The sequence below is a fragment of the Novosphingobium sp. genome (genome assembly GCF_036803765.1).
Taxonomy (GTDB): Bacteria; Pseudomonadota; Alphaproteobacteria; order Sphingomonadales; family Sphingomonadaceae; genus Novosphingobium.
Genome location: NZ_DAIRTS010000038.1, coordinates 1 through 25,936, shown reverse-complemented (window position 1 = coordinate 25,936; position 25,936 = coordinate 1). Strand labels below are relative to the sequence as shown.

Genomic DNA, 25,936 nt, shown 5'->3' with positions numbered 1-25,936 from the left:
ACCAGACTACAACATCGAAGACACAAGCAAGCCTCCCGGGTAACGCCTAGGGGCGATCACGCGCGTCTGCAGCGCGTATAGAGCACAAGGCATGCCCGCGAGGGCGATAGGGCCTCGTCCTGTGTGCGCTCATGGCCGTGAGGGACCACAGCTACACCTTCGCGCCTTTGCGCCTCTGCGTGAAACTGATTTGCTCACGGGCAACACGTCGGGCTGGGCTCAGGCGCACCAATGCAACCAGAGCTTCGGAGCCGGATGTGTCCGCTCTGCCTGCCTGCTTCCCCCATAGCTTTGCCGCACCTGACGCTCGCTTGCGCCGACACAGAACATGGCTGTGAGCTGGATGCCGAAACAAGTTCGGCATGACGAAAGGGGGTGAGCGAGAGGGGGGAACTGGCAGAATAGCCGTGGGGGGATGCCGAAATGGCGTGCTGGAGCGGCTATGCTTGTAGGCAGATACCAGCCAACGCGGGCGTTACGGCGAGGCCCACGGTTGTTGCGACAGTCGGTCGGCGAGGAACGCGATGAGCACGCGTACGCGAGCCGGGCGGCGGGTGCCTGGTGGGGTGACGAGATGCAGGGCGATGTCGGGGATGCGCCAGTCGGGCATGACTTCGACCAGTTCGCCGCTGGCCAGATGCTCCCACGCCATGAAGTCGGGTTGCAGCGCCATGCCCACGCCGGCCAGCAGGGCGGGGGTGAAGGCGTCGGCGTTGTTGGCGCTGATGCGGCCGCCGATGTTGACGGTGTAGTCTCCCTCCTGCGCATGGCTGAAACGCCAGGTGCCGGGGTGATCGAGCTGGCTGTAGAGCAGCCCGACATGATGAACCAGGTCGCGTGGGTGCTGCGGCGTCCCGTGCGTTGCGAGATACGACGGCGCAGCAACGAGCGGGCGCCGCACGGCACAGAGCCGGCGTGCGCGCAGCGAGGAATCGCCGAGACTGGCGATCCGCAGGACCACGTCATGGCCACCGCCGACGACGTCGATCAGCGCGTCCGACAAGTCGAGATCGACGCACAGATCTGGGTACTGCGCCAGCAGATCGGGCAGGATCGGGGCGACGTGGCGCAGGCCGAAGCTCATCGGCACGGCGAGGCGGACGAGGCCGCGCGGGCTTTCGCCTTCGGCGCCGGCCTGCGCCTCGGCCGCCTCGCCGTCGGCCAGGATGCGGCGCGCCTTGTCGAGCACGCCGCGTCCGCTTTCGGTCAAGGCGACGCGGCGGCTTGTGCGGTGAAGCAGCGGCACCCCCAACCGCGCCTCGAGCCGACTGACCGCCTTGGATACCGTCGGCTTCGACAGGCCGAGTGCCTCGGCCGCCGCTGCGAAGGAGCCGGTGTCGACCACGCGGGCGAAAATGGCCCAGGCTTCAAGATCGGGCAATGCCATCGATAAAATCCCTTCACCGATGACTTTCCATCATTGCCCTTTCTTTGCAAGCGGCAAGGCATAGATTGGCCCCAACAGCCGCGGACACGAACGCGGCGACGGAGACCTCTCATGATCGAACTGCGCCCCTACAAGACCATCGGCCATGCCAACCACGGTTGGCTGGATGCTAGCCACCACTTCTCGTTCGCCGACTATTACGAGCCGGCCCGGATGAGCTGGGGCAACCTGCGCGTGTGGAACGACGATACCATTGCGGCCAAGAGCGGCTTCCCGCCCCACCCGCATCGCGACATGGAAATCATCACCTACGTCCGCAGCGGCGCAATCACGCACCGGGACAGCCTGGGCAACCAGGGCCGCACCGAAGCGGGCGACGTTCAGGTGATGAGCGCGGGCACCGGCATCACCCATGCCGAGTACAACCTCGAGGACGAGACCACCACGCTGTTCCAGATCTGGATCATGCCGACCCGCCAGGGCGAGCAGCCCAGCTGGGGCGCGCGCCAGTTCCCCAAGGGTGACCGTTCGGGGCAGCTCGTGGTCCTGGCCAGCGGCTATGCCGAGGATGGTGACGCGCTGCCGATCCGCACCGAGGCCCGGCTCGTGGCCGGCACGATCCGCGCCGGCGAAAGCGTCGACTATCAGCTGGGCAGCGATCGCAAGGGCTACCTCGTGGCCGCAACCGGCAAGATCACCGTGAACGGGGTTGAAGCGGATGCGCGTGACGGCATCGCCATCGCTGATCTCGACACGATCACGATCACCGCGCGCGAAGAGGCCGAAGTCGTCCTCGTCGACACGCTCTGATCGCTTGCCGGCGGCGGGCTCCTCTCCCTTCGGCCCGCCGCCACCCCTTTCCCAACGGCCGCTTCCACCGGTCGACCAAGGATACCGCCGCCATGACCGAGAACCCCGTCGACACCATCATCATCCCGCCTTCGCGCGACCTGGGCGACGGGTTCTCCGTGCGCCGCGCGCTGCCCAGCGCGCAGCGCCGCATGGTCGGGCCCTTCATCTTCTTCGACCAGATGGGTCCGGCGGCCTTCACCGGTGAGCAGGCGCTCGACGTGCGCCCGCACCCACACATCGGCCTTGCCACCGTGACCTTCCTGCTCGACGGCGAAATCATGCATCGCGACAGCCTCGGCAGCGAGCAGGTGATCCGCCCCGGCGAGGTCAACTGGATGACCGCCGGCAGCGGCATCACCCATTCCGAACGCACCCCCGAAAGCCAGCGCGGCGTCGGTGCCTCGCTGTTCGGGCTGCAGACCTGGGTCGCCCTGCCCAAGGCGAAGGAAGAGATCGGCGCGAGTTTCCGCCACTACAAGGCGAACGAGATCCCCGTGGCCGAAGACGCCGGCGCGCGCCTCACGCTGGTGGCGGGCAGTGCGGATGGGCTGGTTTCCCCGGTCGAGACGCAGTCCGACATGATCTATGGCGACCTCACGCTGGCACCGGGGGCACGCTATCGCTTTTCGGCCGAGCATGTCGAACGCGCGATCTACGTCGTCAGCGGTTCGCTGCGCATCGAGGGCCAGGATGGCGCGTTCGGTGCGGCGCAACTGGTGGTGCTCAAGCCCGGCGCGGAAGTCGTGCTGACCACCGAGGAGCACAGCCGGCTGATGCTGGTTGGCGGCGAGCCGTTCCCCGAGCGGCGCTTCATCTACTGGAACTTCGTGTCCTCGGATGCCGAGCGGATCGAGCAGGCCAAGCGCGACTGGCGCGACGGTCGGTTCGCGCGGGTGGACGGTGATGACGAGTTCATCCCGCTGCCCGAAGACGTCCCCGGCGTGAAGCTCAAGTAAGGCGAACGATCATGGCCGACCACACCCCTCACGCTTCCGCCACCTCGACCGGTGCGGGTACTTTCCAGAGCGCGCTTCGCATCGGCGGCGGCATCGGTGGCGAGACCACGCTGATCGCCGACGAGCCGCTATCCGCCGGTGGCCTCGACACCGGGCCGACACCCTATGATCTGCTGGCCGCCGCGCTGGCGACCTGCACCACAATGACGCTGCGCTTCTATGCGCAACGCCAAGGGTGGGACATCGGCCAGGTCTCGACCGAGGTGACGCACCACCGGGTCGCCGGGCAGGTTCCGGCGGATAGCTTCGAGCGGACAATCCATCTGGCGGCAGGGCTCGACGAGAGCGTGCGCGCCAAGTTGCTGGGCGTGGCTGAACGGTGCCCGGTGCACCAGACGCTGACCGCCGGCGCCAAGGTCGTGACCCGTGCCGCAGGTGAAGGAGGTGCAGCATGATCACTTCTGTCCGTTCCGCTCTCTCCCGCGAGGAGCAGGCCGCCGCCCGCATCGGCTTCGATGACGCGCGTCGTCATTGCGATTGCGAGCCTGCGGTGCCGCACGAGGAACTGGGCCGCGCGTCGCGGATGATCCTCTGGCTGATCGGCGACAACCGCTTGCGCGGCCTTGCCAATCCCCGGCTCGAGGCGGTGCGCCGTTTTGCCTGCGCGACGCGAGCGGGCCATGCGCCGAGCGTGGCACTGATGGGGCAGCTCAACATGATGGGGCTGCAGCCCTCGCACATCGCGGCGGTGCAGGGGCTGCTGGTCTAGGACGAACAACTCCACCGACGCGCCCGGACCCGTCATGCCATGGTCTTGAAGTTGTGGCCTATACCAGCTGGGCAATCAAGCGCGGCGGGGTAGAAGGTGAAGCGGGACACTTGCGGGGTATCGGCGACGCGACGCTGGCCTAGGGCAGCGATCTGCCTCGTCGCGGCGGCCCTTCCGGCAACACACGGTGTGGGCCAGGAAACGCACGAAACGGGTCCCTATCTCGCGGGATCGGCCATTCCGGATGGTCTGGCAATTGTGCCCCCGCCGCCGCGCCGCGGCAGCGCTGCCGATCGCGCTGACAGGCAAGTGTATAAGAAGACGCGAAAACTGATCGGTACGCCGCGTTGGCGCCTGGCGCAAGCCGACGTCACCAGCGACTGGCACGATCATTTTGCCTGCGCACTGGGCGTCCGCCTGACCCCGCAGTCCGCACCAGCGCTGGCACGTCTGCTGGACCGCGCTTCGACGGCCGGCGTCGTCGATCCGGTCAAGCGCCGCTGGCGGGCGCCACGGCCTTACCTGCGGTTCGGCGGGCCGATCTGCCAGCCACGCACCGCGCATCTCGACAGCAACGGCGACTATCCGTCGGGCCACGCAGCGGGCGGATGGATGGAGGCGCTGATCCTGGCGGAACTCGTCCCCGAGCGGACCACGCAGATCCTGGCGCGCGGGCGTGCCTTCGGCGAGAGCCGGTGGATCTGCGGTGCGCATAGCCGCAGCGCCGTCGAGGCAGGGTGGCTGGCCGGTGCCGCAACGACAGCGGCCCTGCATGGATCGCCCGAATTCCGGCGCGATCTGCAGCAGGCGCGCCGCGAATGGCTGAGCCTCCGCATCACCGCGCCTGCAGCTGATGCCGGCACTTGCGCCGCCGAAACGGCCGCACTGGCCGCCACTACCCCGTCGCATTTGGTGACCGCCGGCCACCGCTGACATCGTGCCCGCTCCCCGCCGCTTGGTGCGGCGCAGCATAAATTTGCCCCATGCGTCCGTTTCCTGCGCGACTGTAACACAGGAGTCGTCGCGTGATGCTTAAGCATACTGGTTCATACCACATGGGGCAGATCATGACGCGACATTCCCTTCGGGCCGCTGGTCCGCACATCAAGAGCATTCTTCTCGCATCGGTGGCGATGGCGGCAGCCGGCGTCCCGGGCGCTGCACTGGCCCAGGCCGCGTCGGCACCGGCCGAAGACGCGACCACCGATGAAGCCTCCGACCGCATCGTCGTGACCGGCTATCGCGAATCGCTGAGCATCGCGCGCGACATCAAGCGGAAGGCGGTGATCCAGGTCGACGCCATCGTCGCCGAGGACATGGCCAAGTTTCCCGAACTGAACCTCGCCGAATCGCTGCAGCGCTTGCCGGGCGTGCAGATCACCCGCGAAGCCGGCGAAGGCCGCCGCATCTCGCTGCGCGGCCTGGGCTCGGATTTCGCCCGCGTCCAGCTGAACGGCATGGAAGTGCTCGGCAACGTCGACTCCGCACAGGACAGCCGCGGCCAGCGCACCCGCGACCGCGCGTTCGACTTCAACATCTTCGCGTCGGAACTGTTCTCCAAGATCGAGGTCGAGAAGACCTTCCAGGCGGCACAGAAGGAAGGCGGCATGGCCGGGACGGTCGGCCTGTTCACCGGCAAGCCGTTCGATTACGCCAGCGGCACCAAGGGCGCGCTGATCGCCAAGCTGGGGACCAACCAGTACACCAAGGATGCGCAGACCCGCTTCGCCGGCCTGTTCAGCCAGAACTGGGACAATCGCTTCGGTATTTCGGTGTCCGCCGCCTACTCGCGCCGCAAGACCACCGAGCAGGGCCACAACACCTACAACTATTCCAACCCCGGCGCCTCGACACTGCAGGGGCTGCTCGGCAAGGGCCTTGATATCTCCAAGCTCTCGGCCGCGCAGCAGGCCAAGTTCCTGTCGGGCGACCTCTATTTCCCCGATGGCAACCGCGTCTCGTCGTGGAACGCCGATCTCGAGCGCATCGGCATCACCGCGGCTGTGCAGTGGCGCCCGGCCGACAACCTGCTGCTCACGCTCGATGCGCTGCATGGCCAGTTCACCACGCATCGCGATGAGCTGCATCTCGCCACGCGCCCGATCAACGGCACCGGCTCCGTCGCATTCGACGGTGCGGCGGGCAGCGCATGGCCGGCGATCTTCCGCACCGGCTCGACCATCAACAGCATTGGCTACGACAAGAACGGCTACGTCACGTCGATCGACGTGACCGGCGCGACCTTTGGCAGCGAGCATCGCCGCGAGCTGAGCAAGAACAAGTTCGAGCAGATCGCGCTGACCGGCAAGTGGGACGCGACCGAGCGGCTGAGCTTCGATGGCCACGTCGGCTACGAGAAGTCGAAGTACGACACGCCCTACGACGACAAGTTCTACATGCGCGCCAAGGGCAATCTCGTCGCCGACTATGGCAGCGATGGCCGCTCGGCGACGTTCAGCTATCCGGGCTGGAACCCGACCAATGCGTCGACCTACGCCATGGACAACTTCTATTATCGCTCGTTCTACAACAAGTCCGAGCTGGCCGAGGGCGTGCTCAACGGCCGCTACGAGCTGGATGACACCTTCACGCTGTGTGCGGGCGTCGCCTATCACCGCTTCACCCAGGATGGCGCCAGCTACTTCTACGATGCGGGCGCCAACGGCACGACCGGCAAGACTCGCGGCACCGCGGTGGGCGACATCACCGATGTCTTCAGCAACAGCTTCGGCTCGTGGCTGATCGGCAATTACGATCGCGGCTTTACCAAGTACAACGAGTACCATCGCCTGTCGCCCAACACCCGCGATGGCGTCGGCGGCGCGCTGCAGGACATCGAGAACGTCTACACCACCAAGGAAGAGACCGAGTCCGGCTATCTCCAGCTCGACTGGGACAGCGACGTCCTGGGCATGAACTTCCGCGGCAACGTGGGCGTGCGCGGGTACCACACCAAGACCCGCAGCCAGGGCTGGATCCAGGGCGACAGCTACGCGTACCTCGGCACCGCCGACGTCCAGGGCAGCTACGAAGGTGTGCTGCCGGCGCTCAACACCGTGCTCGAGGTCGTGCCCGATACGCTGGTGCGCTTTGCGGCGACGCAGAACCTCAACCGTCCCGGCCTCGGCTCTATGGCGGCGCAGGGCACCGCGTTCCGTAACGAGGACAGCGGCGAAATCACCGCCTCGCGCGGCAACCCCAACCTCAAGCCCTACAAGGACACGACGCTCGATGTGTCGGTCGAGCATTACTTCGGCAAGATCGGCCTGCTTTCGGCCAGCGTGTTCCACAAGTGGATCAAGAACTTCATCGGGTCGCAGACCCTGACGAACGTGCCGTTCAGCCAGACCGGCGTGCCCGCGAGCACCATCCCGGGCGCGACCGACAGCACGATCGTCAAGGAATTCTCGATGCCGGTGAACGTGCCCGGCACCAAGAGCCTGACCGGCGTCGAGCTGGCGCTGCAAAGCCAGCTGTTCTTCCTGCCCGGTGCGCTCAAGAACCTCGGCGTGGTGGCCAACTTCACCTATGTCGATGCCGACAAGGAACTCACCGGCATTTCCGACATGAGCTACAACGCCACGCTTTACTACGAAACCGAGCGTTGGGGCCTGCGCGGATCAGTCAGCCACCGCAACCGCTGGTATTCGGGGCTGAGCGACAATCCGATGAGCGCCGACACGCGGGGTTTCGAAGGGTCGACCTATGTCGATGCCTCGGCGTTCTTCAACATCACCAAGGCGTTCCAGTTCACGCTGAACGCGATCAACCTGACCAACCAGAAGGATACGCAGTTCTGGGGCCAGAACCGCTATCTCTACAACCAGACGCAGAGCGGCACGACCTACATGGCGGGCCTCGGCTACAAGTTCTGAGCCGGCCATGAGACAGGGCGGGCGGGGCGCATGCGCTCCGCCCGTTCCGTCATCGCGGCATCGCTCGTCACGTCCCCTCTCGTCACGTTCCTGTCACGTTCACCGCGCAGGCCCTGCCGCCATGATCGTCTCGCATCGCCACCGCTTCATCTTCGCCGCCGTCCCCAAGACCGGCACGCACGCGGTGCGCCAGGCGCTGCGCGATCATCTCGGGCCCGATGATTGCGAGCAGGTCGGCCTGTTCGTCGACAAGCGTTTCCCTTGGCCCAAGCTGGCCGCGATCCGGCACGGCCATCTCGCCTTGCGCGATGTCCGTCCCTATCTCGGCGAGGAGACCTTCGCCGGCTATTTCAAGTTTGCCTTCGTGCGCAATCCCTTCGCCCGCTTCGTGTCCTATTGCGCGTTCATGCTGCGCGGCGGGGACACGTTTCACCAGCGGCCGCAGGACGTGATGCGCCATTTCCTGTTCACCGATCCGCCCGTGGGCCATGTCCTGTTCCAGCCGCAGGCCGCGCTTCTGCTCGATGCGGACGGTCGGACGCTCCTGTCCGATGCGGTCGGGCGGGTGGAGACGATGCAGGCCTCGTTCGATGCCCTGTGCGCGCGGATCGGCATCCCGTCGCGCCGGCTCGACCAGGTCAACGCCACCGTCCACGACGATTATCGCCGCTATTACGACCAGCCGCTGATCGACGCGGTGGCACAGCGCTATGCCGTCGACCTCGCGCTGTTCGGCTACGACTTCGACGGTGTGCGATGATCGCGCCCACCGCCAACCCGCGCAAAACCACCGGCGTGCGCCCGCTGGGCCGCGTGCCCGTCGATGCACTGGCCCGCGCGGTGGCGGCGATCCCCGAGGCGGTGTGGGATGCCGAGAATGCGCGCAAGCCCAATCGCTTCGACGTGCTCGGCCAGACGCGCCACATCGTCTTCCGCTTCATCGACAGCCCGCACGACTGGCGCGGTGCCTACGATTGCCCGCCCTGGGCAGCCTGGCGGCCGCTGCTCCAGCCGGTGCTCGATGCCGCGGTTGCGGACTACGGCTATGCGCGCGGGGCATTCCCGCGGGTGATGCTGGCGCGGTTGCCCGCAGGCGGTGTGATCCAGCCGCACATCGATGCCAACCCCGCGGCGAAGTGGCCGCACAAGATCCACGTGCCCTTGTTCACCAACCCGCAGGTCATCTGCCTGTTCGGCGGGGCGGAGCACCATTTCCCGGCAGGCATGGCAATCGAGGTCGACAACCTCGGGCCGCACTGGGTGCGCAACGGCGGGCCGAGCGACCGGACGCACCTGATTTTCGAGTACTACGATCGCGACCAGCCCGAGCCGGCATGGCTGCAAGGGTGAGCGCGACTGACGCGGCGACGCGCGATGCCTTGCTGGCCGAAGCGCAGGCGCTGCGGCGGGCAGGGCGCCTGGTCGAGGCGCTGGCCACGCTGGCACGGCTCGAGAAAGCATGGCCCCGCTTCAGCCGGCTGCACCAGGAGCGCGGCCAGTGCCAGATCGCGCTGCGCAACGCACCGGCGGCGATCGCCGCGCTTGAGCGGGCTGTGGCACTCAACCCCACGCTGCCGGCGAGCTGGCATATGCTGGCGCAGCTTTACGCCCATGCCGGAGACAGCGCGCGCGCAGGGCAGGCGCGGCAACGGCTCGCGGTGCTCGAGCAATGGCCGCCCGCCCTGGTCATGGCTGGCAGCCTCCATGCCGATGGCGATCTCGGCCCGGCCGAGCAGGTCCTGCGCGAATATCTGGACCAAGACGGTGCCAACGTCGGCGCGCTGCGGCTGCTGGCGCGGATCTGTGTCGATGACGGACGCAGCGCCGAGGCGGTCACCGTGCTGCGCCATGCGCTGGCCCAGGCGCCCGATTACCATCCGGCCCGGCAGGACCTGGCGACCGTGCTGCTCGACCGGCAGGAGCATGCGCAGGCCCGCGCCGAAGCCGCCACGCTCCTCGCCGCACAGCCCACGGACCGCGCCGCGCGCAAGCTGCATGCCGCGGCCTGCGTCGCCCTCGGCGATCACGAAGCGGTAATCGACCGCTATGCCGCGCTCCTGGCCGAAGGGACCGCCTCGGCGACCGAAGCCGCCGAACTGCGGGCCTGGCGGGCCAATGCGCTCAAGATCTGCGGGCGCACCGAGGAGGCGATCGCCGATTACCGGGCCGCCATCGCTGCGCGCGGGGACGGCTATGGCGTCGCCTGGTTCGGCCTCGCCAACCTCAAGACCTATCGCTTCACCGCAGCCGAGGTGGCCCGGATGGAGGCGGCGGCGGCCGACCCGGCGCTCGCCGGGCAGGACAAGGTCTATCTCGCTTTCGCACTCGGCAAGGCGTTCGAGGATCGCGGCACGTCCGAGAAAGCCTGGCACTGGTATACCAGTGGCAACGCACTCGAGCACCGGCGCCATGGCTGGAGCGCGGACGCCGCCGATGCCGCCGGCGAAAGGATGCGTGCCGCCTTCGCGCAGGTGCTGCCACCGCCGGCTGCCGCAGCGCCGGACGAGGCCACGCCGATCTTCATCGTCGGCCTGCCGCGTTCGGGCTCCACCCTGGTCGAGCAGATCCTCGCCTCGCATCCCGAGGTCGAGGGGACGCAGGAACTGACCGAGATCGGCCGCTTGTCCGCCGAGGTCTGCGGCAGCGATCCGGCCTGCGACCTGCCGCTGGACCCTCGGGCGCTGGCGCGGCTCGACCGGCGCGAACTGCGCGCGCTGGGCCAGCGCTACCTGGAGGATACGCGCGTCTATCGCCGGCTGGGCCGTGCCTGCTTCATCGACAAGATGCCCGCCAATTTCTGGCATCTCGGCCTGATCGCGCATGCCTTGCCGCAGGCCCGGATCATCGACGTGCGCCGCGGTGCGATGGCCTGCTGCTTCAGCAACTACAAGCAACTGTTCGGCCCCGCGCACAACCGCTTCGCCTATGATCTGGCAACGCTCGGACGCTATTACCGCACGTACGAGGCGATGATGGCGCATTGGCAGCGGGTGCTGCCCGGCCGCGTGCTGCGCATGGACCACGAGGCACTGGTCGCAGACCTCGAGGGCAGCGTGCGCCGGTTGCTGGCGCATTGCGGGCTGGCGTTCGATCCGGCCTGCCTGCGCTTCCATGAGACCCGGCGCCCGGTGCGTACGCCCAGTTCGGAACAGGTTCGCCGCCCGATCGATGCTGCGGGGCTGGACCAGTGGCGTGCCTTTGCGCCATGGCTGGACCCGCTGCGCGACGCATTGGGTACCGCGCGGGACGACCCCGGGAGCTGACCTGCGATGCGCTTGCCCCTGCCGTTCTACCAATTGCCCGTGCTGTTCGATGCGGCGCGCCTGGGTGCCGAAGTTGCCGGGCTGCCCGATGCGGCCTGGGCACCGCACCCCGATGGCATTCCCGGCAACAGCGCGGCGCGGCTGATCACGGTAGAGGGGCAGGAAAACGACGCGCACCTCGGGCGGATGCGTCCGACCGGCTGGCTTTCGGCCATGCCCTATGTTCGCCAGGCACTGGCCGGGTTCGGCGTGGTGTGGAGCCGTGCGCGGCTGATGCGGCTCGAACCCGGTGTGGGCGTGCCCGAACATGCCGACATCAATTATCACTGGCACACCCGCGTCAGGCTTCACATCCCGGTGTTCACTTCGCCTGATGTGCGCTTCCATTGCGACGGCGCGGTGGAGCACATGGGGGCGGGCGAGGCGTGGATCTTCGACAACTGGCGTCGCCACCATGTCGAGAACGGCAGCGCTGCCCCGCGCATCCACCTCGTCGCCGATACCTCGGGAACGGCTGAATTCTGGCGTTTCGCCCTGGGGCAGAAGCCGCCGCGCAGCCTCTGGCCGACCGTCCCCTGGGACCCGGCCGCCGATCCCGCAGTCCTGACCGAACGCAACGAGCGCAGCGTGGTCATGCCCGCGGCAGAGGTCCAGTGGCTGCTCGACGACTTGCGTCAGGAACTGGTACCGCAAGTCGACGGGGCGGAGGGGGCGGACAGCCAGGCGCGGTTCGAGCAATTGCTCGACAGCTTTGTGTGCGACTGGCGCCAGTTGTGCCTGCTGCACGGCCTCTCGGGCGAGGGGCTGCCCCGGTTCAAGAGCCTGGCGATGGCGATGCGCGATGCCGCCCGGAGCGCGGGCGAGGGCCTCGTCATGCGGACCAATGGCGTGAGCGCGGTGCTGGTGCTGGAAAAGCGCGTGCTGCAGCATCTGCTGCTGTGACGGGTGAGGGCGGGGAACGCGCCTGAGCTGCTGTCACCGAACTGCCGTTTAATTGGTCTAGTCCAGCGGCATGAGTGCCTCTCTTGCCGCCGAACCCGGCGGGCCCGCGCGGCCCGGCCGCTGGTCCTCGTCCGACCTCCCGCTGCTCCTGCTCGGCGGGCTCGCGGCCTTCAGCGCCTATTTCGCGATGTACGCGTTTCGCAAGCCCATCGCGGTGGCGACGTTCGAGGGCGTAGGGCTTCACCCCTTCGGCCTCGACTACAAGTCGGCGCTCGTCATCATGCAGGTGCTGGGATACGCGCTGTCGAAGCTGATCGGCATCCGCGTCATCGCCGCCTTCGGGCGTGGCGGCCGCGCGCGGGCGATTGCCGCGCTCATCGGGATCTCGTGGCTGGCGCTGGTCGGCTTTGCCCTCCTGCCGCCGGGTGCGGGGCTGGTCTGCGTGTTCTTCAACGGACTGCCGCTGGGCATGATCTGGGGGCTGGTGTTCAGCTACGTCGAGGGGCGGCGCGTGTCCGAATTGCTGGGTGCGATGCTCTGTGCCAGTTTCATTCTCTCCTCCGGGCTGGTCAAGTCGGCCGGCGCGCTGATTCTCCACGCCGGGGTCAGCGAGCGCTGGATGCCCGCATTGACCGGGCTGCCCTTCGTGCCGCTGCTGCTGGCCTCGCTCTGGCTGCTCGAACGCTTGCCGGCGCCGTCTGCCGCCGACGAGGCCGAACGCACCGCGCGCGTGCCGATGGGCCGGGCCGAGCGTGCCGCGCTGCTGCGTGACAACGGCCTGCCGATGGCGCTGCTGGTTGCGGGCTATGTCCTGCTGACCGCGATGCGCGACTTTCGCGACAACTTCGCGCCCGAATTGTGGACCGCGCTGGGCCGCGGCGGTTCGGCGGCGGTGTTCTCGCAAAGCGAGGTGCCCGTGGCGGTCATCGCGCTGGCGGGCCTTGCGGCGCTGATGCTGGTGCGCGACAATCTGCGCGCGCTGCTGGCGATGCATGGCTTGATCGTGCTGGGCGGCGTCATGCTCGGCCTCGGCACCCTGGCATTCCAGTTCGGCCTGATCGGGGCGATGCACTGGGTGATCCTCACCGGTGCCGGACTGTACCTGGCCTATACCCCGTTCAACGCCATGCTGTTCGACCGCATGATCGCGGTGCTCGGGCGGGCGGGCAATGCCGGCTTCCTCATCTACATCGCCGATGCCTCGGGCTATGCCGGCAGTGTCGCGCTGTTGGTCTGGCGCAGCCTGTTCGCGCCGGGGCCGCACCTGCTGCCGATGTTCATCGCCTGCGCCTATCTGGCGGCCGTGCTCGTCATCGGGTTCACCTGCGCCTCGGCGCTGTGCTTCGTGAAGCGGAGCAGGCGATGACCGACCTCATCGTCGTCGGCGCCGGGATCGTCGGGCTGGCACATGCCCTGGCCGCGGCGCGTCGCGGCAAGCGGGTGCTGGTCCTCGACCGCGACGCCCGCGCCAATGGCGCCTCGGTCCGCAACTTCGGCTTCGTCACCGTCACCGGCCAGGAACGCGGTCGCGTGTGGCAACGGGCGCGGCGCAGCGCCGAGGTCTGGCGCGAGATCGCCGGGCCGGCGGGCATCACCGTCGAGCAGGAAGGCTTGCTGGTGGTTGCGCAGCGTGCCGAGGCGGGCGCCGTGCTTGATGCCTTCATGGCGACCGACATGGCCGAGGGGTGCACCCGGCTGACCGCGGACCAGGTTGCAGCGCTCTGCCCGCAGGCGAGCGCGCCGGCGGGCGGCCTGCACAGCACTCACGATTGCCGCGTCGAATCGCGCGATGCCATCCCGCGCCTCGCACGCTGGCTGGCGACCGCGCACGGCGTCGCCTTTCGCTACGGCGCGGCGGTCGTGGCGGTGGAGACCGGCGCGGTGCGGCTCGCCGACGAGACGCGGCTGGAAGCGGAGGCTATCGTGGTCTGCCCCGGCGACGAATGGGCGGGCCTCTTTCCCGAGATATGCGCCGAGGAGCGCGTGACCCGCTGCAAGCTGCAGATGCTGCGGCTCGCCGCGCCGGGCTGGCGTCTGCCGGCACCGGTCATGGCCGACCTCAGCATGGTGCGCTACTTCGGCTATGCCGCGCTGCCCGAGGCGGCGGCACTCAAGGCACGGCTCGAGGCGGATTCGGCCGAAGCCCTGGGCTGGGGCATCCACCTCATCGCCGTGCAGAGCAGCGACGGCACGCTCGTGGTGGGGGACAGCCACGACTATGGCCCGACCCCCGATCCTTTTGCGCGCGAGGCGATCGATGCCGCCATGCTGCGCCAGTACGCCGCGGTCCTCGGCCGCCCGCCCGCAGTGGTCGAGCGCTGGACCGGCACCTATGCCTCGGCCGCCGGGCACAGCTTCGTGCGGCGCCCGGCCGACGGCGTTCGGCTGGTCGTCGTGACCAGCGGGACCGGTGCCTCGACCGCCTTTGCCCTCGCCGAAGAGGTGATCGGCGCACTCTTTGCCAGCGAAAGGGAAGTGGCATGATCCCCGGACTGAAGGCCGTCGTGTTCGATTGGGCGGGCACGATGATCGACTTCGGCAGCCGCGCGCCGGTGGTGGCGCTGTGCAAGGTCTTCGCCGCGCATGGCGTGCCGATCAGCGAGGAGGAGGCGCGCGCCGACATGGGCCGGGCCAAGCGCGACCACATCGCCGCCATTCTCGCCGCGCCACGCGTCGCCGCGGCCTGGCGGGACGCGCATGGCAGCCTCGCCGACGAGGCCGCGATCGACGCGCTCTTTGCCGGCATTGCCCCGCTGATGCGCGAAGCGGCCGACGAGTGCGCCCTGCTCGTCCCCGGCGCGGCCGAGGTGGCCGCCCGCCTGCGCGCAGCCGGCGTACAGATCGGTTCGTGCACGGGCTATAGCCGCGACATGATGGCGGGCATCCTCCCCGCCGCAGCGGCGCAGGGCTATGCACCCGATCTCGTGGTCTGTGCCGGCGAAACGGCCGAGGGGCGTCCCTCGCCGCTGATGCTGTGGAAGAACCTTGTCGAACTCGGCGCCTGGCCGGCCAGTGCCTGCGTGAAGGTGGACGATGCCGCCGTGGGGATCGCCGAAGGCCGCGCCGCCGGCGTGTGGACCGTGGGCGTCGCCGCCAGCGGCAACGGCGTCGGCCTCACCGCCGAAGCCCTGGCCGCGCTCGACCCCACCGACCGCCGCGCACGCATCGACGCCGCGCGCGCCGACCTGCTCGCCGCCGGCGCGCATGTGGTAATCGATACCGTGGCAGACCTGCCCGATGCGCTGAGGCGGCTGGCGATCGGGTAGGAGTGGGCGTTTCCCCGCTGGCTCTATGCCCTGACGCTCAGGTCCACGTGGATGCGGATCGCGTCGTGGCGCCAGTATTCGCGGTCGTATTCGACCACGCGGCCGCGGTCGTCGAAGCTGGTGCGGGTGACCTTGATCCCCGGGGTGCCCGATTTGACCCCCAGCCGCTCGGCCGTCTCGCGGATCAGCGCGCAGGGGCGGATGTCCATGCGGTTGCGCGAGACCGAGAAGCCGTAGTGGACCTTGAGGATCTCGGTCAGCGAGGCATCGAGCGAGTGCGTCAGCAGGTCGGGTGCCAAGGCCGGGTCGACCACGATCCGCTCCATCAGCACGGGCCGTCCGTCGATCGTGCGGCGGCGCTCGATGTAAAACAGCGGCGCGCCGGGCACCATGCGGAACACGTCGGCCATGGCAGAGCTGGCGGGCACGACGCGCTTGTCGAGCGTCTCGGTGCCGGGCACGCGACCCTGTTCGCCCACATAGGTCATGAAGCCGGCCCAGCGCGTCGGATCGTAGGTCACCGCCGGCGGCGACACGTACCAGCCGCTGCGGTCGCGGCGGTAGATCAGTCCTTCGGACTCGAGCTGCGACAGCGCCTCGCGGATCGTGCCGCGCGCGATCCCGGTCTCGGTCTGGAACTGGCGTTCGGAAGGGAGCCGGGTCTCGGGCTTCAGCCGTCCCAGCTCGATGCTGCGCGCGATCCGGTCGCGCAGCGCGAGGTATTGCGGCCCCTCGGCATCATCGGCCAGGCGGGGCAGGTCGAGCATGTCGGGTGCGCTTCGCATCGTCGCCTACAGATGGCAGGGGGGCAGGGTGCTGGCAACGGCAAAGCCGCGCCGGTCAGGGCCGATCGTGCAATAGTGCCGCCAGCAAAGGGCGATAGCTGTCGAGGTCGGGCACGGCCCACCGGTTGCGCTTGCCGCCATCGTCGCAGCGCCGCAGGGCGATGGCATCGGCAAACCACGGGCCGCTCTCGAACAGCTTGGCTTCGGCCGGGTCCATCGGCCCGCCCTGCAGGCTCAGGCTGAGCACGGATGCGGGGCTGAGCGTCGCGGCATAGCCCGGCTCGACCGTGCAGAGATAGCGCTTGGCCGCGACATGGAGACGCACCGGTTCGGTCACCGCGGGGCCGAAGAACCGCGCCAGGAAATCCGCACCCGTCTCCTCGTGGCGGGCGTCGATCCCCTGGCCCTGCGCCGCGTTGCCGGCATCGTCGATGAACTGGCCGACATCGTGCAGCAGCGCGGCGGCGACCAGCGCGGGGCCGGCGCCGTCCTCGCGGGCGAGCTGCGCGCATTGCAGCGCATGCTCCATCTGGGTGATTGCCTCGCCATACCGCAGGTCGCCGAATTCGATCACGGGTCTCAGAACGCGCTCAATCTTCTCGTTATGCATTCGGCACTTTCCATCGCTTCGGCAGCCTGGCGGGCATCGGCCCGCCGCAGATCGTCGTCAATTTGTCGCCTAACTGGACTAGACCACGTTTGTGACTGGGCAGCGACATACGGAGCGCATGATGGATTCGCAAGATCGCCGGCAATTCCTCAAGCTGGGCGCGGCCTCTGCGGCAGGCAGCCTGGCGACGGCCAGTCTGGGAGCGGGCATCGCGCCGGGGCTGATCGAACGCGCGCTGGCGATCGCGCCGGCGGGGCGGACGGGCACGATCATGGATGTCGAGCACATCGTGGTGATGATGCAGGAGAACCGCGCGTTCGATCACTATTTCGGCATGCTCGATGGCGTGCGGGGTCTTGGCGATCCGCGTCCGCTGCGGCTGGCGGGCGGCAGCAGCGTGTGGGCGCAGCCTTCCGACCAGCATCCCGATGGTCATGTCCTGCCCTACCACGGCGATTCGCGGACCACGCGCTCGTTCACGGTCGACGGCGCGGACCAGTCGCACCACGAGAACATCCACATGTTCAACCGTGGCCGCTACGATCGCTGGGGGCACAACGGCCAGCTGCAGAACCGCATGCTGCATTACGGCCCGGGCGACCTGCCGTTCTATTATGCGCTCGCCGATGCCTTCACCGTATGCGACGCCTACCACTGCTCGACCATGACGCAGACCTATCCCAACCGGCTGCACCTGTTCACGGGATGCAACGGCGGCGGCACGGTCGGCGGCGACCCCGAAATGAGCAATTACGGCGAGGACGAGACGCCGAGCGCCGACATGGCGCAAGACCGCAGCCTACGGGCCGAGGCCTATCGCTGGACGACCTATGCCGAGCGGCTGCAGGTGGCCGGGATCGACTGGAAGGTCTACCAGGAATACGACAATTTCGGCGACAACCTGCTCTCGGTCTTCCCCGCGTTCCGCCCCTGCGACCCGGCGTCCGACCTCTACCGCCGCGGCCGGTCGTGGGTGAGCGAAGGCAAGGGCGGTGCCGATCGCACGCGATCCGATGGCGACCAGCTGGTCGAGGCCTTCCGCGCCGACATCGCGGCCGGGCGGCTGCCGCAAGTCTCGTGGATCGTCACCGCCGCCGACCTGTCGGAACATCCCACCGCCGAGCCGGCCAAGGGCGAGCATGTCACCGCCCGGCTGATCGAGGCGCTGATCGATCATCCCGAGGTTTTCGCCAGGACCGTCTTCATCCTCAATTACGACGAGGTCGGCGGGTTCTTCGATCACATGCCGCCGCCGGTGCCGCCGGTCGGTAACTATCGCGGCCACAGCACCGTGCCGGTCGATGGCGAGGCCAAGGACTGGAGTGCCGAGAGCGAATGGGCCAAGGCGCACGGCGCGATCCATCCCATCGGCCTTGGCGCCCGCACGCCGACGGTGATCGTCTCGCCCTGGTCGCGCGGCGGGCACGTCTGCTCGCAGCTGTTCGACCATACCTCGGTGCTGCGTTTCATGGAGGCGCGCTTCGGCGTGGCGGAGCCCAACATCAGCGCCTGGCGCCGCGCGGTCTGCGGCGACCTTACCTCGGCGTTCGATTTCACGCGCCCCGATGCTGGCCGCCCCGACCGGCCCTTTCCCGACACCAGCGCCTTCCAAAGCCGGGTCGCGCAATCGAAGGCGGGCCATGCCAATGCGATCCCCGCGGTGCAGGCGCCGGCGCAGCAGATGCCGGGCCGGCGGGGCCATCGTCCCTTGCCCTATCGCTTCACCGCGCGGGCCATGGGCGGTGACGACACCCCGCCGCGGCTGGCGCTCGCCAATCCAGGCACCGTCGGCGTGGTCTTCACGCTGCATGACAACCTCGATCGGGCAGAGCCGGCGCATTTCACCATCGGCGCAGGCCATGACCATGTGACCGAGCCCTTGCCGATGGCGGAGGGCCTCTATGATGCCACGCTACGCGGACCCAACGGGTTCTGGCGGCGCTATGCCGGCAGGCCAGGCGACAGGGGCGATTGCCAGGCGCACGAGCATCCCGGGCTGGAAGCGCTGGAGCTGGTGTTGTCCAACCACGGCACGGCGCCCGCGGTGTTCACCATGGCGATGGACCCGGCCTATCGCGGCAGGGGTCCGGCCGTGCGGCGCGTCACGGTCCCGGCGGGCGGCACGGCGCGAACGCTGTGGCGCCTTTCGTCGAGCGACTGCTGGTACGACCTGACGGTCACCTGCACCGGGGCCGACGATTTCGTTCGGCGGCTGGCGGGCAAGGTCGAGACCGGCGCACAGGGCCGCACCGACCCAGGCATCGGGGCGATGCGGCTGACCGCCTGAGCCGCAGCGCGCCGGGTCTTACTCGGCGACGGCGGCCAGCTCGTCGTGACCGTCTTCCCCTTCGGCCGCCTGGCGCGCCCACATCTCGGCATAGAGGCCGGCGCGGCGCAGCAGGTCGGCATGGCTGCCCTGCTCGACCAGACGACCGTGCTCGATCACCAGGATCGTGTCGCTGTCGGCGATGGTGGAGAGGCGGTGCGCGATCGACAGGGTCGTGCGGTTGACCGCGACGTCGCGCAGCGTGCCGAGGATGTCCTGCTCGGTGCGGGTATCGAGCGCGCTGGTCGCTTCGTCGAACAGCAGGATCGGCGGATTCTTGACCAGCGTACGCGCGATGGCGACGCGCTGCTTCTCGCCGCCCGACAGCTTCAGCCCGCGTTCGCCGACCTCGGTGTCAAGGCCCTGGGGCAGGCGGGCGATGAACTCGGCGATCGAGGCACCGCGTGCCGCCGCCTCGACATCGGCCGGGGTGGCGCCCTCGCGGCCATAGGCGATGTTGTAGCCGATCGTGTCGTTGAACAGCACCGAGTCCTGCGGGACGATGCCGATCGCGGCGCGCAAGCTCGCCTGGGTCACGCCGGCGATGTCCTGTCCGTCGATCAGGATGCGCCCCGAAAGCGGATCGTAGAAGCGGAACAGCAGCCGCGCGATGGTCGACTTGCCCGCGCCCGAGGGGCCGACGATGGCGACGCGGCTGCCGGCCGGCACCTCGAACGAGAGGCCATGCAGGATCGTGCGGTCGTGCTCGTAGCCGAACACCACGTTGTCGAAGGTCAGCGACGGCTGGCGCACCACCAGCGCCGGTGCGCCGGGCTTGTCCGCCACCTCGACGTGGGTGTCGATCAGGCGGAACATTTCGGCCATGTCGATCAGGCCCTGGCGGATCGTGCGATAGACCATGCCCAGCATGTCGAGCGGGCGGAACAGCTGCGTGAGATAGGTCTGCACGAAGACCAGCTGGCCTGCGGTGAACTGGCCGTGCCACCAGCCCCACACGGTATAGGCCAGCGCGCCCGCCATCAGCAGGTTGACCACCAGCGCCTGCGCGATGTTGAGCAGCCCAAGGCTGTTCTCGCTCGCCACCGCCGCCTCGGCATAGGCGCGCGCGGCCTGGCCATAGCGCGCTTCCTCGCGGCGTTCGGCGCCGAAATACTTGACCGTCTCGTAGTTGAGCAGCGAGTCGACCGCGCGCGACAGGGCCTGCCCGTCGAGCCGGTTCATCCGCTCGCGCAAGTGCGTGCGCCACTCGGTGATCGTGCGCGTGACCCAGATATAGGCCGCCACGGCGAGGGCGGTCGCCGCGACGAGGCCCCAGCCGAACGTGATCCAGAAGATCACCGCCACCACGATCAGCTGCAGGATCGTCGGCGCGATGTTGAACAGCATGAAGTAGAGCATCGTGTCGATGCTCTTGGTCCCGCGCTCGATCGTCTTGGTCACCTCGCCGGTGCGGCGCGCGAGGTGGAAGCGCAGCGACAGGCGATGCAGCTGGGCGAAGACATGCTCGGCCAGCGCGCGCGTCGCATCCTGGCCGACGCGCTCGAACACGATGTTGCGCAAGTTGTCGAAGGCGACGCCGATGAAGCGGCCGAAGGCGAACGCCAGCACCATCCACATCGCCAGCATGCCGAGCCGCGGCCCGGTCACGTTCATCGCATCCACCGCCCACTTGAGCAGGTAGGGCAGCGTCAGCTGCACCCCGGTCGACAGCAGGATGAACACGCAGGCGATGACGATGCGCTTGCGCAGGCCCGGATTGTCCGCCGGCCAGAGATAGGGAAGGAAACGCTTGAGCGTCAGCCAGCCATCGTGGCGGGCGGCAGGATCGTTGGGCTTTTCGGGCGGCATGGATCGCACATAGGCACTTTGGCAGGATCTGCCAGTGCCATGCCCTCACGCGCCGCCTTCGCGCGCTCCCTCTACCGCGCCGCCAGCGTCTCGGGCTTCGCGCCGAAGTTGAACATGACGCGGCGCCGCGCGAAGTCGATCGCGATGCGCCGGAAGGCCGAAAGGTCGCGCATCCCCAGCATCAGCGCGGGCCGGTGGTTCAGCTTGAGATAGGCGAAGGCCGGCGCATCGGCATAGGCGAACATCAGGTTGTTGATGCGCATGCCGCCGATCTGCATGGACTTCGCACGACCGATCGCGGCGGTAATGGTCTGCCCGGTCACCGCGACGAGGTCCGCGCTTTCGGACGTGCGGCGCAGGTTGAGCGCCTTTTGCAGCGCCAAGTTGCCGATCGAATTGTCGGCCCCGGTGTCGATCATCACATCGACTCGCACGCCGTCGATCAGTGCCTCGGTCATGATGAGCTGGCCCGAGCGGCGCCGCGCCTTGACGACCAGCCCGAAATCGCCGGTAAAATCGCTGTCGCTCGTCGCATCGGGTGGCGACTGCCCGATCAGCATGCGCCGCCGCGCGAAGTCGATGTCGACGCGCTGGTCCTGCAATCCGTCGAGCCCGACGATCCCCTCGGCGCCGAGTTCGTGGCCATCCACCACCGGCGCGACCAGCCCGACGAAGCGCCGGGTGCCCATGGTCAGTTCCGCCACCGAGACCAGCGACACCTCCTTCACCCCGGCGACGCTGACCAGCCGGACCTGCCCGTTGGGAACGAGGCCCAGCCGGTCGGCGGTCTGGTGCGTCAGGACGGTCCGCTGCGCGCCGGTGTCGACCATGAAGGAAAACGGCCCGACATCCCCGATGTGGACCGGCACGGTCATGCGGCTGTTGGCATCCTGCCCGAGGTGGATCAGGTCGGGCGTCTCGGCGTCCTCCGCCACGGGATCGCGCGCCCCTTGTGCCTGAACATGTGCGGCAGCGGGCAGGGGTGCGACAGATTGCGCCGACACGGGCAGGGCCGCGCCGGCAAGGGCCAGCGGGCCGATCGTGCCGGCCGCGATACGGGCCAGCGTTTTCATCGTTTTCATCCTCTCCATCGCAAACGCTACGCCTGCTTGAACGGCGGCGCCACGGATAAATGCAATGCTGCGCTGCGAATTTTGTGACGGTGGTTTGCTTGCGACCCAGCCGTCGGGGGCGGCGGCTCAGGCGAAAGGCGCGATGCGGCGCGCGCGCAGGCCGTGCAGGATCTCGCCCAGCATGGCGGTCATCTCCGCCAGCAACGGGTGGCGAACGAGGCGCATCGTGGCGAGCCAGCAGACGATCCCGGCAAGGACCATGCCCGCCGCCTGCGCCAGCCCGCATTGCATCGGACCGGCCCACAGCGCGTAGCTGGCGAGGAGCGGCGCCACCGCCGCGACGGTCACCGCCAGGCTCTGGCCATAGACCGCCGCCAGCGCCTGCCAGCGGAAGTCGAGCATGCGGCGCATGAACGGCGCGTAGATCACGATGGCGAGCAGCCCGTGCACCAGCCGCGAGACCGCGACCCAGGCCAGCCCGAACGGGGCCGTGGCGATGATCAGGGCGACCGAGAGCATCGTCTCGATCACGTTGCGGCGGATCAGCGCCCGCTTGTGGCCCAGCAGCAGCGGCAGGTCCGAATTGAGCGGCAAGGCGATGTAGCACAATTGCGCCAGTGCGACCCAGGCCAGTAGCGGCGCGGCGGCAATCCAGCGCGGGCCATAGAGCGTGAGGATCAGGGGATGCGCCAGCGTGGCGATCCCCGCCATCGCCGGCCAGGCAATCCCGGTATAAGCCGCGACCACGCGCAGGTACGGCGGCCCCAGCGGCTCGCCCGCATCGCGCACGCGGCGGAACGCAGGGTAGAAGACCCCGGTCACGGCACCCGCGACAAGCATACGCAGCTGGAGTGCCAGGCCCGAGGCGCGCGCGAACAGGCCGACCGCCGCGTTGTCGATGATCCGCCCGATCACCAACTCGGGCGCGCGCGCCGTGATCGAATAGCAGGTCGACAGCACCGAGTTGGTGCCGCCCAGTTCGAGCACCGGCCGCGCCCCGTCGATCCGCAGCGGCCAGGGCGCCATCCAGCCGGCGCGCCACTGGCTCACCACCAGTCGCGCGCCCTGCTGGGCAAAGGCGCCCCAGGCCAGCGCCAGCGCACCGTGGCCGAGCACGGCGAGCGTCACCGCGGTTGCCGCATTCGCCAAGGCCGAGCCGACCTCGATCATGGTGTTCGAGCGATAGTCCATGCGCCGCTGGCAGGTCGCCTGCGGCACGATCGACAAGGGCACCAGCAGATACGACGATGCCACCACCAGGAGCACCGGCAGCATCGCCGGATCGCCATAGAAGCGCGCCACCGGCACGGCCGAGGCCAGCGCCAGCAGCGCCACGCCCCAGGCGAACAGCACCGAGACGGTGAACGCGGTCTGCAATTTCTCCGCGCTGAGGTCGCGTTCGCCGTTGACGTAGCGGGTGACGCCGAAGTCCTGCAGGAACGAGACGATCGAGACCGCGGCAAAGGCGATCGAGAACAGGCCGAGCTGTGCCGGGGTGATGAACCACCGCGCCAGCACCACGCTTGTGGCGAACTGGATCGCGAACGAGGCATATTGCGACACCAATGCCCAGGCCGCCGCCGTGCGCACCGACATCTCGGGCACGGGATCGCCGATCGCCGAGCGTCCGCGGGTCATGCCGGCACGCTCACTGGCCGACGGGTCAGTCCCGCCGAAACCAGCGCCAGCAGCGCCTGGCTTCCGCGCGCGGCATGACCGCTACGCAACAGGCGCAGCGCCGCCCGCCACAAGTGCGGCTGAGGCCCGGCCTCGGCGATGTGGCCCTTCAGCGCAGGCCAGGCATCGCCGGCAAGCCGCTCGGGCGCAAAGAGCACGCGATCGATCACGCGCTTGCGCGCATAGGCCGCGCTGCCCGGGCCGAGCAGTGCATCCAGCGTGTCGATATCGGGCAAGGTCGCCAAGCCGTCCGTCGGGTCGCGCCCCGTCGCCGTGCGAAGGCGATGCGCCAGCCAGGCGATCGCGGCATGGTGCGCCTGCGTCACCATGTGACGGCTGCTGACCTGCGTCGTGGAGACGCGATAGGCGAGCAGGCATTCCTCGAGATTGGCGATGCGCGTGCGACCCGCCAGGCGCAGCCACAGGTCATAATCCTCGGCATGGACATAGGCCGGGCGATAGCCGCCGGCGTCGCGAACCAGGTCGCGCCGGACCATCACCGCGCTGTGGCACAGGATCGGGCCATGCTCGAGCGCCGCGACGATCGCGTCATGATCGTGGGGGCGGCGGATCGGCGGGGTGGAGGCCGGCCCCCCGGTTTCGTCGATGAACAGCGTTTCGCAGCCGATCAGGCCGTGTTCGGGATGCGCCTTCAGGAACGCCATCTGTCGCTCGAGGCGGGCGGGCATGCAGATGTCATCCGCATCGAAGCGCGCGACCCAGGGCGCGCGCGCTTGCGCAAACAACTGGTTGAGGCTGGCCACCAGACCTTGCGGCGGCGCGGCAATGACCCGGACGCGCGGGTCGCGCGCCGCAAAGCCTTCGGCCATCGCACGGCTGGCATCGGTCGATCCGTCGTCGAGCAGCAGGAACTCGAAGTCGCCGAAACTTTGCGCCAGCACGCTCTCGATCGCCTGCGGCAGCGTCGCGGCGGCATTGCGCATGGCCGTGGCGACGGTCACGGCCGGAGCGCGGGGAGGCACGGACGCCATGGCGCTCAGGTCTCGCGCTCGAGAAAGCTGGGTTCGGGCGTGCCGGTGGCCGATCCCCGGCTATGCGCGCGGCGGCGCCAGCGCAGCATCGGCGCGGCGAGCGCGGGAAGCCAGTGCCACATCGCCAGCGCGATATGCCACACCGGCCCGTCGATATGGCGGGTCAGCCCCTTGAGGTCGGCAATGCCCGCCCTGGCCTGGCCGGCGACGATGCGATCGATCGCGGTCTCGAAGGCCAGTGCCTCGCGCGTGGTGTTCATCAACCGCTCGATGGCGTGCGATTCGGGCGAGCCCGGGGCAACCGTGCCGCGCATCTTCTCCTGCACGCGCAGGCTGCCGCGCAGCAGGGCAGCGGCCTGCGACGATGCAGAGCCGGCGCGCACGCGATATTCCCCCAGCGCGGCGTCGACATAGCGCGCCTTGCCGCCACGCCGCAGCAGGCGGACCCACAGGTCGAGGTCCTCGGCATGGTGCATCGCCGTATCGAAGCCCCCGATCGCATCGAAGTGCGCCCGCCGGAAGACGCTGCCGATATAGACGTTGAACGAGCGGTCGAGCACAGCAAGCCAGTCGGCCTGCTCGGCGTGAGGGCGCTCGACGCAGAGCCGCGAGGCACTCACCGCCCCGAAAATCCGCGCATTGCAGGTCGCGATCGTCAGCGTCGGATCGGTCTCGAGCAGCGGCACCAGGGTGGCAAGGTACGTGGGCAGGAACAGGTCATCGCCATCGAGCAGCGCGAGGAGCGGGGCGCCGCTCTCGGCCACCGCCCGGTTGCGGGCCGCGGACACGCCGTGATTCTCCGAGGCCACGAAACGGATGCGTGGATCGCGCAAGAACGGCGCGACGGCACGCGCGACCGCGGCATCGCCGTCGTCGATGACCACGGCTTCCCATGCGTCGAAAGTCTGCCGCTGCAGCGAGGTCAACGCCTGCCCCACCAGTGCGGCGACGCCATAGGCCGGCACGATGACCGCCACCCGCGGCGCGGGCAGGGGGCCGGTATGGGAAGGCGACGTGGACGGCATTGCCGGGATCTAGTCCTCGCGGGCTTAAGGATGGCTTACAATGGCCTGCGGGAATCGAAGGCTCGGGGCGATGGCGATTCTGGCGGCGTGATTCGCAACATCAAGTATCACCGCGTGCTCGTGCATGCTCGGAAAACGGCCGGATTTCCGGGAGGTTTCGTAAAAAGTGAAACAAAATTGCAAAACCCGGTTGACCGTGTGGGAGCTCGTCCATATATGCCGCTTCACCGACACGGAGCAGCCGGTTTCCACCGGTTTCTGGTGGATTGCCAGAGAGGTTTCGGGGTTGGTCGCCAGATAGCTACGGACGGCTTTGATTTCCGGTGGAA

The 25,936-nt window shown here is 68.5% G+C and carries 23 protein-coding genes; 14 read left to right on the top strand and 9 right to left on the bottom strand.

The genetic code is table 11. The annotated features are described in order from the left end of the window. Nucleotides 1–475: 475 nt before the first annotated feature. Complete coding sequence (locus V7Q48_RS17155) at nucleotides 476–1,387, bottom strand: LysR family transcriptional regulator (protein WP_333840261.1); 912 nt, start codon at nucleotides 1,385–1,387, stop codon at nucleotides 476–478. A gap of 111 nt (nucleotides 1,388–1,498) precedes the next feature. Here V7Q48_RS17155 and V7Q48_RS17150 point away from each other — a divergent pair, with 111 nt between their 5' ends. The 13 genes from V7Q48_RS17150 to phnX all read left to right on the top strand — a co-directional run bounded on the left by V7Q48_RS17150 (nucleotide 1,499) and on the right by phnX (nucleotide 15,310). Beyond that, nucleotides 1,499–2,197, top strand: coding sequence for a pirin family protein (locus V7Q48_RS17150; RefSeq protein WP_333840259.1), 699 nt, complete (start codon nucleotides 1,499–1,501; stop codon nucleotides 2,195–2,197). A gap of 92 nt (nucleotides 2,198–2,289) precedes the next feature. Then, nucleotides 2,290–3,195 (top strand): pirin family protein, encoded by a 906-nt coding sequence (locus tag V7Q48_RS17145; protein ID WP_333840257.1) that lies wholly within the window; start codon nucleotides 2,290–2,292, stop codon nucleotides 3,193–3,195. Between the two features lie 11 nt (nucleotides 3,196–3,206). After that, nucleotides 3,207–3,650 (top strand): OsmC family protein, encoded by a 444-nt coding sequence (locus tag V7Q48_RS17140; protein ID WP_333840256.1) that lies wholly within the window; start codon nucleotides 3,207–3,209, stop codon nucleotides 3,648–3,650. Beyond that, nucleotides 3,647–3,964 (top strand): hypothetical protein, encoded by a 318-nt coding sequence (locus tag V7Q48_RS17135; protein WP_333840254.1) that lies wholly within the window; start codon nucleotides 3,647–3,649, stop codon nucleotides 3,962–3,964. Before V7Q48_RS17140 ends, V7Q48_RS17135 begins: the two co-directional genes overlap by 4 nt. Before the next feature lie 309 nt (nucleotides 3,965–4,273). Then, entirely contained in the window at nucleotides 4,274–4,897 is a 624-nt protein-coding gene (locus V7Q48_RS17130; protein ID WP_333840252.1) for an acid phosphatase, read from the top strand. A gap of 134 nt (nucleotides 4,898–5,031) precedes the next feature. After that, nucleotides 5,032–7,839: a TonB-dependent receptor gene (locus V7Q48_RS17125; RefSeq protein ID WP_333840250.1), complete on the top strand. Its 2,808-nt coding sequence runs from the start codon at nucleotides 5,032–5,034 to the stop codon at nucleotides 7,837–7,839. 121 nt (nucleotides 7,840–7,960) lie between these two features. Next, a complete protein-coding gene (locus V7Q48_RS17120) occupies nucleotides 7,961–8,599 on the top strand; it encodes a sulfotransferase family 2 domain-containing protein (RefSeq protein WP_333840248.1) in 639 nt (212 codons plus the stop codon). Then, nucleotides 8,596–9,189, top strand: coding sequence for an aspartyl/asparaginyl beta-hydroxylase domain-containing protein (locus V7Q48_RS17115; RefSeq protein WP_333840246.1), 594 nt, complete (start codon nucleotides 8,596–8,598; stop codon nucleotides 9,187–9,189). Before V7Q48_RS17120 ends, V7Q48_RS17115 begins: the two co-directional genes overlap by 4 nt. Next, nucleotides 9,174–11,102 (top strand): tetratricopeptide repeat-containing sulfotransferase family protein, encoded by a 1,929-nt coding sequence (locus V7Q48_RS17110; RefSeq protein WP_333840244.1) that lies wholly within the window; start codon nucleotides 9,174–9,176, stop codon nucleotides 11,100–11,102. The genes V7Q48_RS17115 and V7Q48_RS17110 overlap by 16 nt, the downstream gene beginning before the upstream one ends. A 6-nt stretch (nucleotides 11,103–11,108) precedes the next feature. Then, nucleotides 11,109–12,044: an aspartyl/asparaginyl beta-hydroxylase domain-containing protein gene (locus V7Q48_RS17105; RefSeq protein ID WP_333840242.1), complete on the top strand. Its 936-nt coding sequence runs from the start codon at nucleotides 11,109–11,111 to the stop codon at nucleotides 12,042–12,044. Nucleotides 12,045–12,114: 70 nt separating this feature from the next. Beyond that, complete coding sequence (locus tag V7Q48_RS17100; RefSeq protein WP_333840240.1) at nucleotides 12,115–13,410, top strand: DUF5690 family protein; 1,296 nt, start codon at nucleotides 12,115–12,117, stop codon at nucleotides 13,408–13,410. Beyond that, nucleotides 13,407–14,528: a TIGR03364 family FAD-dependent oxidoreductase gene (locus V7Q48_RS17095; protein WP_333840238.1), complete on the top strand. Its 1,122-nt coding sequence runs from the start codon at nucleotides 13,407–13,409 to the stop codon at nucleotides 14,526–14,528. Before V7Q48_RS17100 ends, V7Q48_RS17095 begins: the two co-directional genes overlap by 4 nt. After that, a complete protein-coding gene (gene phnX / locus V7Q48_RS17090; protein WP_333840237.1) occupies nucleotides 14,525–15,310 on the top strand; it encodes a phosphonoacetaldehyde hydrolase in 786 nt (261 codons plus the stop codon). The genes V7Q48_RS17095 and phnX overlap by 4 nt, the downstream gene beginning before the upstream one ends. 23 nt (nucleotides 15,311–15,333) lie before the next feature. On the opposite strand, the gene V7Q48_RS17085 is transcribed toward phnX, so the two are convergent. Continuing rightward, nucleotides 15,334–16,095 carry a UTRA domain-containing protein gene (locus V7Q48_RS17085; RefSeq protein WP_333840235.1) on the bottom strand — a complete coding sequence of 254 codons (762 nt, stop codon included), beginning with the start codon at nucleotides 16,093–16,095 and terminating at the stop codon, nucleotides 15,334–15,336. Nucleotides 16,096–16,150: 55 nt separating this feature from the next. After that, nucleotides 16,151–16,669, bottom strand: a complete 519-nt coding sequence (locus V7Q48_RS17080) for an HD domain-containing protein (protein ID WP_333840233.1) — start codon at nucleotides 16,667–16,669, stop codon at nucleotides 16,151–16,153. Between the two features lie 154 nt (nucleotides 16,670–16,823). Between V7Q48_RS17080 and V7Q48_RS17075 the strand changes: the two genes are divergently transcribed. Beyond that, on the top strand, nucleotides 16,824–18,992 hold the full coding sequence (locus V7Q48_RS17075) for a phosphocholine-specific phospholipase C (RefSeq protein ID WP_333840231.1): 2,169 nt from the start codon (nucleotides 16,824–16,826) through the stop codon (nucleotides 18,990–18,992). An 18-nt stretch (nucleotides 18,993–19,010) separates the two neighbouring features. Here the strand turns inward: V7Q48_RS17075 and V7Q48_RS17070 are convergent, their stop codons facing one another. The 6 genes from V7Q48_RS17070 to V7Q48_RS17045 all read right to left on the bottom strand — a co-directional run. Next, nucleotides 19,011–20,840 carry an ABCB family ABC transporter ATP-binding protein/permease gene (locus tag V7Q48_RS17070; RefSeq protein WP_333840229.1) on the bottom strand — a complete coding sequence of 610 codons (1,830 nt, stop codon included), beginning with the start codon at nucleotides 20,838–20,840 and terminating at the stop codon, nucleotides 19,011–19,013. Nucleotides 20,841–20,911: 71 nt separating this feature from the next. Then, complete coding sequence (locus tag V7Q48_RS17065; RefSeq protein ID WP_333840227.1) at nucleotides 20,912–21,913, bottom strand: retroviral-like aspartic protease family protein; 1,002 nt, start codon at nucleotides 21,911–21,913, stop codon at nucleotides 20,912–20,914. Between the two features lie 126 nt (nucleotides 21,914–22,039). Next, nucleotides 22,040–23,551, bottom strand: coding sequence for an oligosaccharide flippase family protein (locus V7Q48_RS17060; RefSeq protein WP_333840225.1), 1,512 nt, complete (start codon nucleotides 23,549–23,551; stop codon nucleotides 22,040–22,042). After that, nucleotides 23,548–24,582: a glycosyltransferase family 2 protein gene (locus V7Q48_RS17055; RefSeq protein ID WP_333840223.1), complete on the bottom strand. Its 1,035-nt coding sequence runs from the start codon at nucleotides 24,580–24,582 to the stop codon at nucleotides 23,548–23,550. Before V7Q48_RS17055 ends, V7Q48_RS17060 begins: the two co-directional genes overlap by 4 nt. Nucleotides 24,583–24,587: 5 nt before the next feature. After that, nucleotides 24,588–25,559 (bottom strand): glycosyltransferase family 2 protein, encoded by a 972-nt coding sequence (locus tag V7Q48_RS17050; protein WP_333840221.1) that lies wholly within the window; start codon nucleotides 25,557–25,559, stop codon nucleotides 24,588–24,590. A 72-nt stretch (nucleotides 25,560–25,631) separates the two neighbouring features. Beyond that, the coding region (locus V7Q48_RS17045) for a hypothetical protein (protein ID WP_333840219.1) at nucleotides 25,632–25,936 on the bottom strand (305 nt) is incomplete at its 5' end.